Origin of the sequence: Aliidiomarina sedimenti (assembly GCF_003986955.1) — a bacterium.
GTDB classification, from domain to species: Bacteria; Pseudomonadota; Gammaproteobacteria; order Enterobacterales; family Alteromonadaceae; genus Aliidiomarina; species Aliidiomarina sedimenti.
Genome location: NZ_PIPN01000001.1, coordinates 919316 through 935342, shown reverse-complemented (window position 1 = coordinate 935342; position 16027 = coordinate 919316). Strand labels below are relative to the sequence as shown.

16 protein-coding genes are annotated in these 16027 nt (G+C 52.1%); 7 read left to right on the top strand and 9 right to left on the bottom strand.

Going from position 1 to position 16027, the window contains the following annotated elements:
- Nucleotides 1-11 precede the first annotated feature (11 nt).
- Nucleotides 12-1019 carry a protease SohB gene (gene sohB, locus CWE12_RS04520; RefSeq protein ID WP_126788448.1) on the top strand — a complete coding sequence of 336 codons (1008 nt, stop codon included), beginning with the start codon at nucleotides 12-14 and terminating at the stop codon, nucleotides 1017-1019.
- A gap of 78 nt (nucleotides 1020-1097) precedes the next feature.
- Here sohB and CWE12_RS04515 read toward each other — a convergent pair whose 3' ends face one another.
- Nucleotides 1098-2429, bottom strand: coding sequence for a dicarboxylate/amino acid:cation symporter (locus CWE12_RS04515; protein WP_126788447.1), 1332 nt, complete (start codon nucleotides 2427-2429; stop codon nucleotides 1098-1100).
- Nucleotides 2430-2583: 154 nt separating this feature from the next.
- Nucleotides 2584-3180: a Yip1 family protein gene (locus CWE12_RS04510; protein ID WP_126788446.1), complete on the bottom strand. Its 597-nt coding sequence runs from the start codon at nucleotides 3178-3180 to the stop codon at nucleotides 2584-2586.
- Between the two features lie 223 nt (nucleotides 3181-3403).
- On the opposite strand from CWE12_RS04510, the gene miaE reads away from it, so the two are divergent.
- Nucleotides 3404-4201, top strand: coding sequence for a tRNA isopentenyl-2-thiomethyl-A-37 hydroxylase MiaE (gene miaE, locus CWE12_RS04505; RefSeq protein ID WP_126788445.1), 798 nt, complete (start codon nucleotides 3404-3406; stop codon nucleotides 4199-4201).
- On the opposite strand, the gene lpxH is transcribed toward miaE, so the two are convergent.
- The 3 genes from lpxH to CWE12_RS04490 form a co-directional block, all read right to left on the bottom strand.
- On the bottom strand, nucleotides 4202-4939 hold the full coding sequence (gene lpxH / locus CWE12_RS04500; RefSeq protein ID WP_126788444.1) for a UDP-2,3-diacylglucosamine diphosphatase: 738 nt from the start codon (nucleotides 4937-4939) through the stop codon (nucleotides 4202-4204). It abuts the gene before it with no gap.
- Nucleotides 4936-5433, bottom strand: a complete 498-nt coding sequence (locus CWE12_RS04495) for a peptidylprolyl isomerase (protein WP_126788443.1) — start codon at nucleotides 5431-5433, stop codon at nucleotides 4936-4938. The genes lpxH and CWE12_RS04495 overlap by 4 nt, the downstream gene beginning before the upstream one ends.
- A 96-nt stretch (nucleotides 5434-5529) precedes the next feature.
- Complete coding sequence (locus CWE12_RS04490) at nucleotides 5530-6297, bottom strand: LOG family protein (protein ID WP_126788442.1); 768 nt, start codon at nucleotides 6295-6297, stop codon at nucleotides 5530-5532.
- Nucleotides 6298-6387: 90 nt separating this feature from the next.
- On the opposite strand from CWE12_RS04490, the gene cysS reads away from it, so the two are divergent.
- Both cysS and CWE12_RS04480 read left to right on the top strand, forming a co-directional pair.
- Complete coding sequence (gene cysS, locus CWE12_RS04485) at nucleotides 6388-7764, top strand: cysteine--tRNA ligase (protein WP_126788441.1); 1377 nt, start codon at nucleotides 6388-6390, stop codon at nucleotides 7762-7764.
- Nucleotides 7765-7803: 39 nt separating this feature from the next.
- A complete protein-coding gene (locus CWE12_RS04480) occupies nucleotides 7804-9348 on the top strand; it encodes a M17 family metallopeptidase (protein ID WP_126788440.1) in 1545 nt (514 codons plus the stop codon).
- 33 nt (nucleotides 9349-9381) lie between these two features.
- On the opposite strand, the gene CWE12_RS04475 is transcribed toward CWE12_RS04480, so the two are convergent.
- The 3 genes from CWE12_RS04475 to CWE12_RS04465 form a co-directional block, all read right to left on the bottom strand.
- On the bottom strand, nucleotides 9382-9633 hold the full coding sequence (locus CWE12_RS04475) for a hypothetical protein (protein ID WP_126788439.1): 252 nt from the start codon (nucleotides 9631-9633) through the stop codon (nucleotides 9382-9384).
- A 65-nt stretch (nucleotides 9634-9698) separates the two neighbouring features.
- Complete coding sequence (locus tag CWE12_RS04470; protein WP_126788438.1) at nucleotides 9699-10091, bottom strand: acyl-CoA thioesterase; 393 nt, start codon at nucleotides 10089-10091, stop codon at nucleotides 9699-9701.
- 141 nt (nucleotides 10092-10232) lie between these two features.
- Nucleotides 10233-12425: a TonB-dependent receptor gene (locus tag CWE12_RS04465; protein ID WP_241984128.1), complete on the bottom strand. Its 2193-nt coding sequence runs from the start codon at nucleotides 12423-12425 to the stop codon at nucleotides 10233-10235.
- 172 nt (nucleotides 12426-12597) lie between these two features.
- Here CWE12_RS04465 and CWE12_RS04460 point away from each other — a divergent pair, with 172 nt between their 5' ends.
- Genes CWE12_RS04460 through CWE12_RS04450 form a run of 3 tightly spaced genes read left to right on the top strand, consistent with a single transcriptional unit; the run spans nucleotide 12598 to nucleotide 15343 of the window.
- A complete protein-coding gene (locus CWE12_RS04460) occupies nucleotides 12598-14283 on the top strand; it encodes a M28 family metallopeptidase (RefSeq protein WP_126788437.1) in 1686 nt (561 codons plus the stop codon).
- Between the two features lie 13 nt (nucleotides 14284-14296).
- Entirely contained in the window at nucleotides 14297-14887 is a 591-nt protein-coding gene (locus CWE12_RS04455; RefSeq protein WP_126788436.1) for a hypothetical protein, read from the top strand.
- Nucleotides 14888-14920: 33 nt separating this feature from the next.
- The gene (locus CWE12_RS04450) at nucleotides 14921-15343 is read left to right on the top strand and encodes an HIT domain-containing protein (RefSeq protein WP_126788435.1); all 423 of its coding nucleotides are present in this window, start codon (nucleotides 14921-14923) and stop codon (nucleotides 15341-15343) included.
- An 8-nt stretch (nucleotides 15344-15351) separates the two neighbouring features.
- Here the strand turns inward: CWE12_RS04450 and fldB are convergent, their stop codons facing one another.
- Complete coding sequence (gene fldB / locus CWE12_RS04445; protein WP_126788434.1) at nucleotides 15352-15876, bottom strand: flavodoxin FldB; 525 nt, start codon at nucleotides 15874-15876, stop codon at nucleotides 15352-15354.
- Between the last annotated feature and the right edge of the window lie 151 nt (nucleotides 15877-16027).

Below are 16027 nucleotides of genomic sequence, written 5' to 3'. Positions count from 1 at the left end.
ATGAGGTTTTTGTGGATTTTTTAATAGAATTGGGTTTATTTGTCGGTAAGGCATTGATAGTCGTGGTGGCTGTTTTCCTTATTGTCAGCATTGTCGTCTCTGCTGCATCAAAGCAGAAAGAAAACAAAGGTGAACTGCGGGTTGAAAATCTGTCGAAAGAGCTGCGAAAAACCACGCGGCAGATTAAACACAGTTTACTCTCAAAGAAGGCCCGTAAACGCGCTGAGAAAGAGGCTAAGAAAGAAGACGCCCACGAAATCGATGCGGCCAATAAAGTCTTCCTGATCGATTTCAAAGGCTCTATGGATGCCAAAGAAGTCGAATCACTGCGCCGTGAAGTCAGCGCAGTGCTAGCGGTCGCTAGTGACAAGGACGAGGTGATGGTGCGTGTCGAAAGTGGTGGTGGTGTGGTTCACGGTTACGGTCTGGCCGCTTCACAACTGCAACGCTTGCGTGATCATGGCCTGTCGTTAACGGTTACCGTGGATAAAGTAGCGGCGAGTGGCGGCTATATGATGGCTTGTGTGGCCAATCATATTGTCGCGGCCCCGTTTGCTGTGGTTGGTTCGATTGGGGTGTTGGCGCAGATCCCTAATTTTCATCGTCTGTTAAAAGACAATAAAGTCGATTTTGAGCAAATCACCGCCGGCGAGTACAAGCGCACGTTGACATTATTTGGTGAAAACACCGACGAAGGACGCCGCAAATTTCAGGAAGACATTGACGATGTCCATGAATTGTTTAAACGGCACGTGGCCGAGCGTCGCCCTGAAGTCGATATTGACCGGGTTGCTACCGGGGAAATCTGGTACGGCTCGCAAGCCCTGGATTTGAAATTAGTCGATAAGATTTCAACCAGCGATGACCTGTTGCTGGATGCGGCTAAAAATGCGGATGTTATTAAAGTCAGCTATAAGCCTAAGCAAAACGTCGCTCACCGCTTGACTCACAGTGCAGCAGGAGCCCTTGAAGGTGTCCTCTTGAAATGGCTGCAACGAGCGAGTTTCTGGCACCGCTAAACGAGTTGAGTTAGTGCAAATACGAGCAAAAAAAGGGGCCTGAATGGCCCCTTTTTTATCGCTATCACACCTGTTGCCTTAACGGTCGCCGCTGCTACCTTTTGATGGGGTATCGTTGATGCTGGCGGTGGCACTGGTTTCGTTACTAATGTCGGCATCCGGGTTATTGTAAACCTGTTCGTCAAGCTGACCTTCGCTCTTACCGATAATAGTGGTGACCATGCAGTCGCCGGTAATATTGACTGCGGTGCGGGTCATGTCTAATAAACGGTCGACCCCGATGATTAGCGCGATACCTTCGACCGGCAAGCCAACCTGCTGCAAGACCATCGCCAGCATAATTAAGCCGACACCAGGAACACCGGCTGTGCCTACCGAGGCCAGGGTCGCAGTAGCAATGACGGTCAGGTAGTCAACCATGGTTAGATCGATACCATAGACCTGGGCGATAAAGACTGTTGCAACGCCCTGCATAATCGCAGTGCCGTCCATGTTAATGGTCGCACCCAGCGGCACCGTGAACGAGGACACTGAATTGCTCACCCCGAGTTTACGGGTAGCCGTTTCTAAGGTGATAGGAATGGTTGCGTTACTACTCGCGGTGGAGAAACCAAATAACTGAGCATTGCGCAGTTTGCGCAGGAAGATCATCGGGTTTAATCCGGTCAGGAGCTTGAGCATGGTTGGATAGGTCACCAATGCATGCACTATGAGGACAACAAGGACCAGGACAAAATATTTGGCCAGGCTGCCGATGGTGGCGAAGCCCATATCGGCAAAGAGTCGCGACATCAGGGCAAACACACCATAGGGTGCGACGCTCATGAGGATCATGACCAGCTTCATAATGACACTGTTGAAGTCCTCAAATACGTTCTTCAGCCGTTCACCAGGCTTACCCACCAGAGTCAGAGCGATACCAAAGAGCAGGGCAAAGACAATGATTTGAAGCATGTTGCCTTCGGCCATAGCATCAATTGGGTTACGCGGTACCATGTCGATGAGTACCTGGCCAAAAGAAGGGGCTTCCTCAGCATCGAAGCTGGCATCAGTGGAAAGGTCCATGCCTTCACCCGGCTGCACCAGCAAAGCGGCTCCAATAGCAAAAGAAATGGCGACAGCTGTGGTGAACAGGTACAGGGCAATGGCTTTACCACCAAGGCGGCCCAGCTTGGCCGGATCACTCAGTGCACTGGTGCCCAATACAAGCGAGACGAATACCAGGGGGACCACCAGCATCATCAAACTGCTGATAAAAATCTCCCCAACCACGGTGAACAAACCATTGACCAGAAATGCGTCAACCCAGGGGTGATCTGCAATAGTCAGTTGCAGCACGACGCCAAGCAAAATGCCCGACACCATACCAATGACGATTTTATGAGTCAGGCTTAACTTCTTCGATGCCATAATTGATCCTGATTATTCTAATGCTGATATAGAAAGGTTGTTAGACTAGCAGAGTTGCGGCCCGGGCCAAAGTAGTTCGAGGGGTTGAATGCGACAAGAGAGCATAAAAAAGGGGCCGAAGGGCCCCTTTACACTGAATGCTGACGCTTACTTTTTAGAGGAAGGTTGGTGCAAAGCCATTGGTCCACGCCATCGCGGTGAGCACCATCAGGATTACCATTAACACCAGTCCGGCTGTTACCACCGAGCTTGAGTACATAAAGCCGCGTTCTTCGGGAATATGCATGAGAATCGGAACACCTGCGTAGAGCAGGTAAACTGAATAGGCAATGCCAGCCAAAAATGCCATGGAAACGAACCACAATTCAGGATAGATAGCAGCGATACCAGACATTAAAACAGGTGTGGCAGTATAGGCTGCAAGTTCCAGAGACTGGGTAAAAGTGGGAGCTGCGCCAAATATTTTCGCCATCGAATGAATCAGGTAGGACAGCGCAAGCACTCCGAGCACAATACCGACATACATGGTAATAGCTAAGGTTAATGCGCTTTGTTCCGTTAACACGATGGATTCACGAGCGCCAATACTGAACCCGGCATGGGCCGCAGAGTAATAGGCGAACGCACAAGGAATTAAAGCGACAAGTAAAATGTGCGACAATGAAAAGCGCAGGCTTTCATGTCGTTGATCAATGGTTTTCCACTCATCCACCGGATGAGCATAGAGTCCCCAGATGTGATTTAGTATCATACGACCCCCTAAAGCAGTCTTGCTTACAACGATGGCTACCTCAAGTAGTGTAGCTCTATGTATTATAGATAGTTATTAAGAGAATAGATTCACTTATGCACCTATAGTGCCGGATTGCCGCAAGTTATCAAGACCTAAAAATTCTGAACCAATAGACTTCATAATTTTTTTGTTATAAAGCTGTTACTGGCTGTTCTGTTACCAACTGAATTAGAGAAGATAGATGGACGAGAAGATTCGCACACTGATCCAACCCGTTACTCAGTTCCTGCATTGCACAACGCCCTCTGCATGGCTGCGTATGGCAGCGCAGCCAGAGAACCAGCAGGCGTTGCTACTTGACCACCTGCACTGCGAACTGAAGGCGGCGCAAAGCGCAGCGTTCTTAATTCGTCGTTACGCACCGGACAGTTTACTAGCGAAGCATGTTTTGATCTGGCTCAAGCCGTATGAAGATTTCCTCTACCGTGGAGAAGGCGATGGTCGCTTCCAGGGAGGCACTGGGGTGTCACGTTCGGAGTCTCAGGTGCGTGGTGATGACCCTGTGGTGAACGAATTGATTGGTAAAATGGTATTACTTATCAAAGAGGAGTTGCACCATTTTGAGCAGGTGCTGGAGATCATGCAGCGGCGTACTATTGAGCTCGAGCCGATCAGCGCGGCACGCTACGCGGCAGGTCTGCGTACCCATATTCGGACCCATGAACCTGCTGCATTTATTGATAAGTTAATTGTCGGTGCTTATATCGAAGCACGTTCCTGTGAGCGGTTTGCGGCACTGGCGCCGATGCTGGATGATGAACTGGCGCGATTTTACACCTCGCTGCTGCGCTCAGAAGCGCGTCATTATCAGGACTACCTGCAGTTAGCACGGATGATTGCGGATCAGGCTGGCACACCGCAACGGGCTGTGGACGACCGCATTCAGTATTTTGGAGAGGTTGAGGCTGACCTGATCAAAACTGAGGACAATGAATTTCGTTTTCACAGTGGTAAGCCGGCCAAAGCGGTGGCCGGGTAGTTAGCTTAGAGGCTCGTTACGCAGCTCAAAAGTGTTGTCAGGGTGCACGGCTAAAATACTGCCCTGTTCATACCAGTCGCCAAGCACGATACGGGTCGCCTGCTGGCCGTCAGGCAGCTGATGTTGGTGAATATCTGGGCGATGGGTATGACCATGAATAAGGCGCGTGGCAGCAGATGTACCTAGCGCCGCCTGTACCGCTTCTTCGGTGGCATCCATACGGCGTAATTGCTCGTCGCTCAGCGGCTGCTGACTGGCGCTGCCCGAACGCAACTTCGCAGCGAGCGCACGACGCCAGGCCAATGGCAGACGAGTTAACAAGGTCAGCAAGACCCGGTTGCGGATTACTTTTCGAAAACGCAGATACCCGGTGTCCAGTGTACATAGGGTGTCCCCATGCATGATCAGCGTTGCGCTGCCGTACAGGTCGATCACCGCGGATTCAGGGAGCAGGGTAACCCCAGTCATGCGAGCAAAACGGCGGCCAATCAGGAAGTCGCGATTGCCAGCAATAAAATAAACGGCAACGTCGCTGTCTGTCAGCGCACGTAACGCATTAATGACCCGGCAATGAAACGGCGTCAGGTCATCGTCACCTATCCAGGCATCAAATAAGTCACCAAGAATATAGAGTGCATCCGCCTGACGCGCTTCGTGTTGCAAAAAGTGAATGAAAAGCCCGGTAATATCCGGGCGTTCCGCACTTAAATGCAAGTCCGAGATAAACAGCGTACTCATGCGTCTTTACGAGCGCTCTCAAGTACCACGTCTTCAACAGGCACGTCTTGATGGAAACCTGCGCTGCCAGTTTTAACCCCTTTGATAGCGTCAACCACATCCATACCTTCGATGACTTCTGCAAATACGCAATAGCCCCAGCCGTGCATGTTTTCGGCCTGAAAGTCGAGGAAGTCGTTGTCTTTAACGTTGATAAAAAACTGCGCGGTTGCAGAATGCGGATCATTGGTGCGAGCCATGGCCAGGGTGCCGCGTTTGTTAGAGAGACCATTATTGGCTTCATTCTTAATCGGGTCCTGAGGCTCTTTTTGTTCCATACCCGGTTCGAACCCGCCGCCCTGCACCATGAACCCATCAATTACCCGGTGGAAAATGGTGTTGTCATAGAAGCCACTTTCAACATACTGAAGAAAGTTCGCTACGGTGTTTGGCGCTTTTTCATCGAACAGCCGGATTTTAATCTCGCCATGGTTAGTGGTTAGGGTGACCTGCATAATGTTCTCTCTCTATTAGTTACTGGTACATGTTACTGACACATGCCTGGGAATAAACAGTCTGCCAGTTTAACTCAAGCTGCGTGCTGGCAAAAGCTACTCGTGGGTCTGGGCCAACGTTTCGATAATAGGTGCGACCAACTGCCAGCACTCCTCGACGCTGTCGACTGGGTGGTAGAGCTCAATATCGGCCGGGTCAATGAGACCATGCTCAGCCATAACGTCGAGGTTCATCACCTTTTGCCAGAAATCCTTGCCGTACAGCAAAATGGGCACGCGTGGCATTTTTTTGGTCTGAATCAGGGTCAGGGTTTCAAACAGCTCGTCCATGGTGCCGAAGCCACCTGGGAAGACAATAATTGCCTTGGCACGCTTAAGAAAGTGCATTTTGCGCATGGCAAAGTATTGGAATTCGAACGAATGCTTGGCTGCAATGAACGGATTCACATGTTGTTCGCGGGGGAGCACAATGTTGAGTCCAATACTCTGATGTCCGACATCATGCGCGCCCCGATTGGCCGCTTCCATCACTCCCGGGCCACCCCCTGTGACCAGTTTGGTGTGAGTCAGCTGACGTTGCTCGATGAGCTGACCGAGACGGCGAGCGACTTCCCGGGCTTCTGCGTAGTAGTGACTGAGGTTCTGGCAGCGACGTTCTTTTAGATCGTAGTCGCTGATAGTGTCAGGCGCGGGGATCCGGGCACTGCCAAAAATTGGAATGGTGTGGCGAATATCGGCCTGATCGAGAGCGTCTTCAACTAACAGCCATTCATGAGCGAGACGCTGGGCGCGGTCGATGTCTTCGTCAGAGGCGGTCTCGGCGAGCTTCAGAAACTCGGGGGTAGGCATTGCTTTTACGGTCATTCATATTCCTCGTAACGCTTGAAAATGCTATGCTTTGCGACAATTTTGACTATATCACTTATTTTGCGCTTTAAAATGGAGTTGCATCACATGCTCAAGCTTTTTAACTCACTGACCCGCCAAAAGGAAACCTTTAAGCCGCTTAAGGAAGGTGAGGTTAAGCTGTATGTGTGTGGGGTTACCACGTACGACTATTGCCACATTGGCCACGCAAGAACCTACGTGGCCTTCGATGTGGTGGTGCGTTACCTGCGCTACCTGGGTTACAAGGTAACATTTGTACGCAATGTGACGGATCTGGATGACAAAATTATCCAGCGCGCGAATGAAAATGGTGAAGACTTTCAGGCCCTGACTGAACGTTTTATTGGTTATATGCATGAAGACTTCGCAGCTCTTAATTTAACGCCGCCTGATATAGAGCCGCGGGTGACCACGCACATGGACGAAATCATCGAGCTGATTGAGACCCTGGTGACCAAAAAGCACGCCTACGTGGCTAACGATGGCGACGTTTTGTTCGATGTCTCCAGCTTTGCAAATTATGGTCAACTGAGTCGACAAAACCTCGATCAGCTGCAGGTGGGCACGCGAGTCAGTGGCGATCAGGATAAGCAAAGCCCGCTCGATTTTGTGCTGTGGAAACATGCCAAACCGGATGAACCGAGCTGGCCATCCCCCTGGGGGCAGGGTCGTCCGGGCTGGCATATCGAGTGCTCGGCAATGAACGGCAAGCATTTAGGTAAACACTTCGATATTCACGGCGGCGGCTCAGATTTAATGTTCCCGCACCACGAGAACGAAGTGGCCCAGTCGTGCTGCGCCCATGACACACCCTATGTGAATTACTGGATGCACAGCGGCATGGTTCAGGTTAATGAAGAGAAGATGTCAAAGTCGTTGGGCAACTTTTTTACTATCCGCGAAGTGCTGGCGCAATATGACGCTGAAACGGTTCGATTTTTCCTTTTGTCTGGCCATTACCGCAGCCAGTTAAATTATTCAGAAGACCATCTGCAACAGGCTCGCGCCTCGCTGGAACGTTTATATACTGCGATGCGCGGAGTGTCGCCGGCTGCGGCGGGCGAGGCGGTCCGGAAGCCATTTGACCGCCGTTTTAAAGACGCCTTAGATGACGATTTTAACGTGCCGGAAGCAATGTCGGTGGTGTTTGACCTGGCACGCGAAGTAAACCGTGTAGGTGAAAGCGACCCAGCGCAGGCGGCGCAACTTGTCACACTGATGCAGGAATATGGTCAGGTACTGGGTATCTTACAGCAGGATCCAGAGCAGTTCTTTCAACAGGGACAGGACGACGTGGCTGCTATTGAAGCCTTGATTACCCAGCGTAACGATGCGCGTGCAGCGAAAGACTGGGCGCTGGCAGACGATGCCCGCGATAAATTAAGCGCTATGGGTATTGTTTTAGAAGACGGTGCAGGTGGCACAACCTGGCGCCGTCAGTAAAAATTAGTAGAAACAACATCAGGACTAGGGAGAAGCCGAATGGCTACACCATTACTACAACAAATTAGTGATATCGCGTCGCTGCAAGAGGGTGATGCCGATGCGTTGATTATTATTGGAAGCACATTTTCGAGCCTGTCAGCGCCGCTGGCAGAGGCGATTGCAGCCGCTCAGGCACATGATAAACGGGTCGGTCAGTCGGCTCAGCTATTGATTTCGGACCATGTACCAGGCGAGCGCCTGATCGTAGCGCCGACCGGACCACTTGATCGCGACTATGACGATGTCCGTCGTTTCTATGATGCGGCGAGAGAAGGTATTCGGATTGCGCAACAAGCGGGCGCCACTAAACCTGCGGTTTGGGTGGTCGATGTGCCAGCTACGTCGGAATTCAATAACGCGGAAGCAGTGAGTTTCTTCGGCTTATGCCAGGAGCTGTATGAGCCGTTAGAAGCACGCGAGCATTTCGGTGATGAAGCTATTGAAACCATTGAAAAAGTGACCTTCGTTAGCGGGCAGCTCGATGTCGGGTATTTGTTGGCGGTTGAAGAAGGGCGTCGCGCCGGGCGGGACTTGTGCGGGACTGAGCCGGAGCGGATGGCACCGATCCGTTTTGCTGAATACTGTAAAAACATGTTCCTCGGCACCGATGTCAAAGTCACGGTGATCGATGATCGGATGCAGCTGGAACATGAATATCCATTATTGGCCGCAGTCGGTCGAGCATCCTTTAGTACACCTCGCCAGCGTCCCTGTGTGATCCGTCTTGAATATACGGGCTCGGGCGAGATCACGGATAGCCTGTTTATGGTGGGTAAAGCCATTACCTATGATACCGGTGGTGCTGATCTGAAAACCGGCGGTCATATGGCCGGGATGAGCCGCGATAAAGGTGGAGCTGCAGGGGTTGCCGGTTTTGTCAAAGCGGTGGCTGAACTTAAGCCAAATAATCTGAAAGTGGTGGCGGAAATTGGTGCCGCGCGAAACAGCATTGGTTCAGATGCGTTCGTCTCCGATGAAATTATTACCAGCCACGCCGGGGTGCGGGTACGTATCGGTAATACGGACGCAGAAGGGCGCCTGGTGATGGCGGACTGTTTGTCGCATTTACGCGAAGAAGCGTTGCAGGCAGTGAATCCTAGCCTTTACACAGTCGCTACGCTGACCGGCCATGCCGCACTGAGCAAAGGGCCTTATACTGCGCTGGTGCCTAATACTCAGGCGCAAAGCAATGGGGTGATCAGTGGTTTACTGCAAGCAAGTGAACTCTGGGGTGACCCGGCTGAACTATCACCGAGTCGGCGCGAAGACTTCGATTTCGTGCAGGGGCGGACCAAAGCCGATGACGTGCTGTCGTCCAATAATGGACCGTCCGCGATGACCAAACGGGGTCATCAGTTCCCTATGGCGTTCCTGACGATTAGTGCGGGTCTTGATAAGCACGGCAAAAATAGTCAGCAACCACTACCTTATATTCATCTGGATATCGCCGGTAGTGGCGTTGATACTGGCGACTGGCAACATGGTAAGCCGACTTCAACACCGGTCCTGGCATTGGCCGGACATTTTCTCGCCCGGCACTAATGCCCCTAAGTAAGGTACGCTGACCTAAGACCGTTATAAGCCCGCACTGCTGGTGTTGACCACCCGGCGTGCGGCAAAATTCACTTCAATATACTTGTCTTCACTTCCCCAGCGGCATTCGTTGGGGCGGTCAAAATCGTCACACCAGTCGGGCTCGCCCAACATGTGTTTCACTTCGCTATAGTGCATGCCCACATCAAGCAAATTGTAATTAGTACGGGTCACTTTTGGGTTGCCACAGGCAACCAGTAGCAGCGGAAGTAATACTATCAATAGCTTTTTCATAGATTAAGCCTCCAGGGCTCCTGCTGCTTTCGCATGGAGCCCTTTAGTTGTGCAGTCAGCCGGGTTCAGATATCGAACTTGATCGATTCGAGTTCCTGCTTGGTTCGTCCATGCGCCGTTGGTGTGCGGCTTTCACTGTCAATATGGACGAATACAATATCATCAGCCACGCAAATGTTCTGTTTGGTGATTTTGTTGCGGACCAGGCAGGTCACGGTCAGTGAACTGCGGCCGACACTTTTTATTGCCAGGCCAAACTCGACTACGTCGCCCTGAAAGGCTGAGGCTTCAAAGCTAATTGCGCCAATATGCTTAGTAACCAGGCTTTTTGCATCGAGCTGACAACTGGCAAAGATATAGGCTTCTTCATCGATCCATTCCAGAATGCGCCCCCCGAATAAAGAACCTGCGAAGTTAAGATCGTTCGGCATGACCAGTCGACGAGATAGAAAACGCATGAAAACACTCCTGTTTAAGCTGAATACGAATTTAGTATAACGGATATAGGAGCGGGTTTTTTTTAAAATTTCGTGGTTTTAACCAGTTGAATGTAAACAAAAAGGCCGGCTATGGTAGCCGGCCTTGACTGAGCGTGGTAATCAGAAGCGAACGCGCACGCCCGCACCTATATTGGTGCCGGGCAGCGGAGCATAATCACGAATGAACGAATTATGTACATAGCCTAAACGATTGGTCAGGTTTTCCGCTTTAACGTAAAAGGCGATATCGCGGGTTCCTGACAGCTGCGGATAAAAATTCAGATACGCGCTAAGCACGCCAAAACCTTCTGTTTCCTCTTCATTGGCGGCCGTATCACTTTGCTTCAGGTAGTAGGTGTACGCTAACTTCGCGTCCCAGCTTGGTTGGGCGAAGGTTATATCTGCACCAACTCGCTGAGCAGGGATACGGGGTACGTTACCACCGTCGCGAAGGCGGGCACGGGTGTAGTCTGAAAATGCCCCGAACTTCCAGTTTTCATCTAACAGGTAATGTGCTGATAGTTCGTAACCAAAGAGTTCAGCGTTCTCCTGAGTGTACTGATAGACCGCCAGAGCCGAGGTATCGTGTTCGTGGTCATGGTCTTCGCCGTGGTCATGGTCGCCCGCAAAGTCACCCTCAAGATCGGCGCTTAAAATACCGGTGTTGCGGGTATAAATGAAGTCATTAATGCGGTTGTAGAACAGATTCGCATCGAAGTGCCACTTGATGCCATCATAGTGCATGCCAAGATCAAGGTTGGCTGAGCGCTCTTTATCCAGCGCGTTGTCTGCGTAAGCCAGGTGATGAGCCTCATGCCCATGATCGTGGTCGTCCGCCCCTTCTTCGCCCTCAGCATGTTCCTCATGGATTTCATAAATGCCACCCACATCATAGGTGCGGGTAGCAAAATGTGCGCCGTTGGAAAATAGTTCTCCAGCCTGAGGAGCGCGCTCGCTGTATGCAAGGTTGGCGGTAAGGCTGAGCATTTCATTGACCCGGTAATTAACCCCTGCAGACCCACTCACTGGGGTGTAGTCCAGCTTCTCAACCGCGTCCGTGCTCAGCTCCACGTACTCGACCCGAGCACCAAGTTCGTAAGTTAGGTCGCCAAAGCGACGCTCTGTGAGCCAGAAAATACCGGCAAGATCGGTGGAGGAGGCCGGAGTAAAGGCTTCTACTCCGTACGCATCGTAGTCTTCCTGCTTTAACTGAACGCCAAAGGCTCCACCCCAGCCCGCGATTTCAGCATAACGGGCAGTGATACGTGCCTCTGTCTGCTCTTTACTGAATGCTGATTCTACGTACTCGCCAGCAAGTTCTTCGTGGGTTAACTCGGTATAACCCACATTTGCATTAATCCGGTCGATACCACGCCATGGGTTATCCAATTGGCCGAGGATCTGAACCCGGTCCTGGGTCATGCTGGCAATAACACTGTCATGGTCGTCGCCATGTTCGTCCGCATGCTCATCAGCATGGTCGTGATCATGTTCTTCGCCCTCGTCGTGGCTATGTCCCGGAATGCCATAGTCACGTTCGATGCGTCCGTAGCTGGCGCCGATAAAACCGCGGTTGCCAATAAAGCTGGCACCCAGGGTTGCCCCCATGTCATCGGTGAAACTGTTTTCAATCAGCTCGCCTGTTTCGCCATCCGGGTTAGTAAAGCCTGGCACTCGATAGTCGTCTGAGTCCCGCTTGAAACCATCAATGTGCATAACGAAAGGACCATTACCCTGACGTAGCGAGGCACTGGCAGAGCGTTCATTTGCCGCGCTGCCTACACCAGCCGAAACTTGCCCTTCGGTGCCTTGTAGTTGCTGCCGTGGAATGCGGTTATCAACCACGTTGACCACACCGCCGCTTGCTCCACTTCCATAGAGTAAGGTAGCCGGGCCACGCAACACTTCGATTTGTTCAGCGGTACTGGTTTCTGTAGAGACCGCATGGTCGGGTCCGCCACGAGAGACATCGCCGACATCCAGGCCGTTCTGCAGAATGCGCACACGGGGGCCGTCCAGCCCACGGATCACCGGACTACTGGCAGTAGGGCTGTAATAGGTGCTTTGAACACCGGGCAAGTTGCGCAGTGTTTCGCCCAACGTCGGTGCCTGGACTTCGCGTAACGCGTCGCCGGCGAGTACGTATACGGGCTGGGTCGATTCAATCGCTGTGCGGTCGAGCGGATTTGCTGTGATCACAATGCGCTCTAGAGCTTCATGACTATCAGACGCCTCGTCCTGAGCCAACGCGGCGGGACTGATTAACAAGGCGCTAACTAAAACATGGACTGGGTGCTTTTTTAACAACTTCATCGCTTCACTCTCTATCTGGGGCTTTTATAAACTGATTTCATAGCGGATTTTCCGTGTGATAATATAACATTACATTTAAATGGGAGGCAGTGCAACCGATCATGGTGGTCTTTTGTTAAAGACGGTACACTGGGTGCATTCAGTTTTTTTAGCTATTAGGGACTCTCTAGTTATGTTTCGAGCGAAGTTTATTGCAGCAGGTCTGTTAGCTGCCTCACTGACTGCCTGTGCCGGGTATAGCGGTGGCTATACGAATTCGGCAGAACCACAAGCGCGCGAAGATGCAGTGCGTGCGCATATGAAGTTTCTGGCCGACGATCTATTGGAAGGACGAGATACCGGCAGTCGCGGCCACGATATTGCTTCGGCGTATATTGCAGCTCATTTTGAGGCGCTTGGCTTAGCCGCTTATGGCGAGGATGACTACTACCAGTGGATGCCGGCGCGGCAGACCCGTCTGGTCGCTAACAGTGCCAGTTTTGTGGTGCATAAAGAGGGTAATGAGATCGAGTTGGAGTATCCGAAAGCGTTCTTTACCGGGCCAAGCGCTGCTGCCACTGAACAGAGCATAACGGCCGAGATGGTATTTGTCGGCTATGGTCTGGTGTCTGACACCTTTGCGATTGATGACTACGCAGGGCTGGACGTGGATGGAAAAATTGTGGTGATGTTAAATGGCCGCCCGGAGCATTTACCGAGTGAAGAAGCAGCGCATTTGAGCCGCCTGAAAACGGAACTGGCGGCAGACCGTGGGGCGGTGGGGATTGTTACCTTGCATACGCCGGAGCGTGAAGCAGTGCGGCCTTATGAAACATCGCTGATGTATCTGAACGCGCCAAGTGTCCGTTGGTTAAATGAGGCAGGGGAAGTACAGGGTCATACCAGTATTGAAGGCAGTGCGTATCTGCATTACGAAGCGGCTGATGTATTATTCGAAGGAGCTGCACAAAGCTGGGAGGACGTCCTTGCTACACTTGAGCAGAAAGAAAGCCCGCAGGGCTTCGCGCTGCCAGGGCAGGCGACCTTAGCCCGGCAGTCAACGCATGAAGAATTGCAAAGTCCGAATGTGATTGCTGTGCTGGAAGGCTCAGATCCGGAGCTGAAAGATGAGTATGTGGTGTACACCGCGCATTCTGACCACCTCGGTCTGGCCCGCGATATGAGTACCGATAATAAAGTCTTTAACGGCCTGCTGGATAACGCCTCTGGCGTCGCCATTATGCTTGAAACCGCACGCATGTTTGCGGAGGCCAAAGAACGGGGTGAGGGTCCGCGCCGCTCGGTGATGTTTGTCGCCCTGACGGCCGAAGAGAAAGGGCTTTTAGGCGCCGACTACTTTGCTGAGAATCCGCCGGTACCAGCGTCGCAGATGGTAGCCAACGTTAACCTGGATATGCCAGTGTTGCTGTACCCGTTTGCGGATGTTGTCGCGTTCGGCTCTGCTCACTCAAGTCTGGGTGATGTGGTTGAACGTGCGGCTGGCCGGTATGGGATTGATTCCAGTCCTGACCCAATGCCTGAGCAGGCGATCTTTACCCGCTCTGACCACTACATGCTGGTCAAGCGCGGTATTCCAGCGGTCTTCCTGATGACTGGTTTTACTTCGCAGGATGAAGAGGAAGACGGTGGTGCTGTGTGGGGCCAGTTTTTCGCTGAGCAATACCACAGACCAATGGATGATATTCCAAGCCTGACTGAAGCCTACGGAGAAATCCGTTACGACTTTGGCGCGCTATTCGCGCAGATTAACTACGCGATCGGCGAGGAAATCGCCAATACGTCGGAGCGCCCGTACTGGCTTGATGACAGCTATTTCGGTAATTTATTCCGTGATGACGACCAGCGTCAGCGCCACTAGGAGTCTGCTGTCGGTGAAAGCGGTCCATTCGACCTTTGTTTGCTGTTTGCTGTGCTGGGCCTGGTGGTCCGGCACAGCAGAGGCGGATCAGCCGGCGGCCGGGCTGGCCCTTGAAGTCCAGGGGCTGCAGTCGCGATACACTGATATTGCCGCCGAAGGCGACTGGCTTGCTGACGATAAGTTTAATGAAGTTGGCCTGGCACTGCGCTGGCAATGGCACAACCAGTGGTTAGTGGAAGCTACGCTCAGTCGTGGTGGCCAGTTACGTTATCTGCGTGAAACGGGTACCGACGACGACGGAGCGACCGAGTACGAAACCCGTCGGGGACGAACGTACGGATGGTCAGTTGGTGCTGGCAAACGTTTCTGGGTCAGTGAGTATTTCTCCTGGGTAACGACGGTTGGCTATATGCAACGTGGGATCCGCAGCCCGCACTTCGTTGAGCCGACGCTAAGTTCATCGCGAACGGTCGAGCACAACGCCATGCTCGGAATAAAAGCAGAGTACAGAGTGTTGCAACGACTCTCCGTATCGCTCAACTTCAACCTGCTTAGCTCCGGTGAACGGCAGCAAGGTTTGGGCATTGCTTACTATTTCTTTTAAGCCCTTATGTTTAGTTTTTACAAGGACGCAGTTATGACCGATTCCTTTACCTTGGATCCGCGTTTGCAGCGTGATTGTCGGGTGGTCGCAGAATTGCCGTTGTCTACCGTATTGCTGATGAATGATGCGCACTACCCGTGGTGCATCCTGGTACCGCGGCGCGCTGATATTCGTGAGTTGTATCAACTCAGCGAAGCCGATTATGGGCAACTGCAACTTGAATCGAGAACCCTGGGTCGCGCATTGATGGATGTCTTTCAGGGCGATAAGCTGAATGTAGCGGCGCTGGGCAACGTGGTTGCACAGCTGCATATCCACCATATCGTGCGTTACACTGAGGACCCGGCGTGGCCTGATCCGGTATGGGGTAAGTACCCGGCGAAATCTTATAGCAACGATGAAGCAGATAAACTGATAGAGCGGATCCGCCAGGCGTTGCCACTCACCAGCCAGTAAACTACCAGTTAGATACTGTCCGCAATTTCATTCAGTATCTGGGTGGACCAGTCGGCAATGCGCTGGTCGCTTAATTCATACTGGCAGTCTTCATCCAGAGCGAGGCCCACAAAATGCGACTGATCGGTATTCAGTGCCTTGGAGGCGATAAAGTCATAGCCCTGGTTCGGCCAGAAGCCAATCCGGGTAATGTCGGGCGCAGCAATATGCTCGTGCAGCATGCCTAGGGCGTCCTGAAACCACTCGGCGTAGCCGTTCTGGTCGCCCATACCAAACAAAGCAATGGTTTTGCCGCTCAGATCCAGTTCGCCGACGTCACTCCACTGATTTTCCCAGTCTTCCTGAAGCTCGCCAAAGTCCCAGGTTGAGATACCGAAAATAAGAATATCGTACTCAGCGGTCAGGGCCAGCGGTTCGTCCTTGATGTTATGCAGATTGACGATGTCATCGCCAATGAAATCGCGGATTTTTTCCGCTGCGATTTCGGTGTAGCAGGTCGTTGACCCGTAAAACAATCCGATTTTAAAACTCATGCTGACCTCGGTACTGACAGGGCTTGGGTTGATAGGCTTGGGTTACTCGGCGTAGTTTAACAAACTTTCCGCTGCAGAGGCGATGGATGACAGCCTGTTTTCGACTGCGTATACTGGCGCCACGTTCGATGCAGCCCGAAAGCTGCCCGCG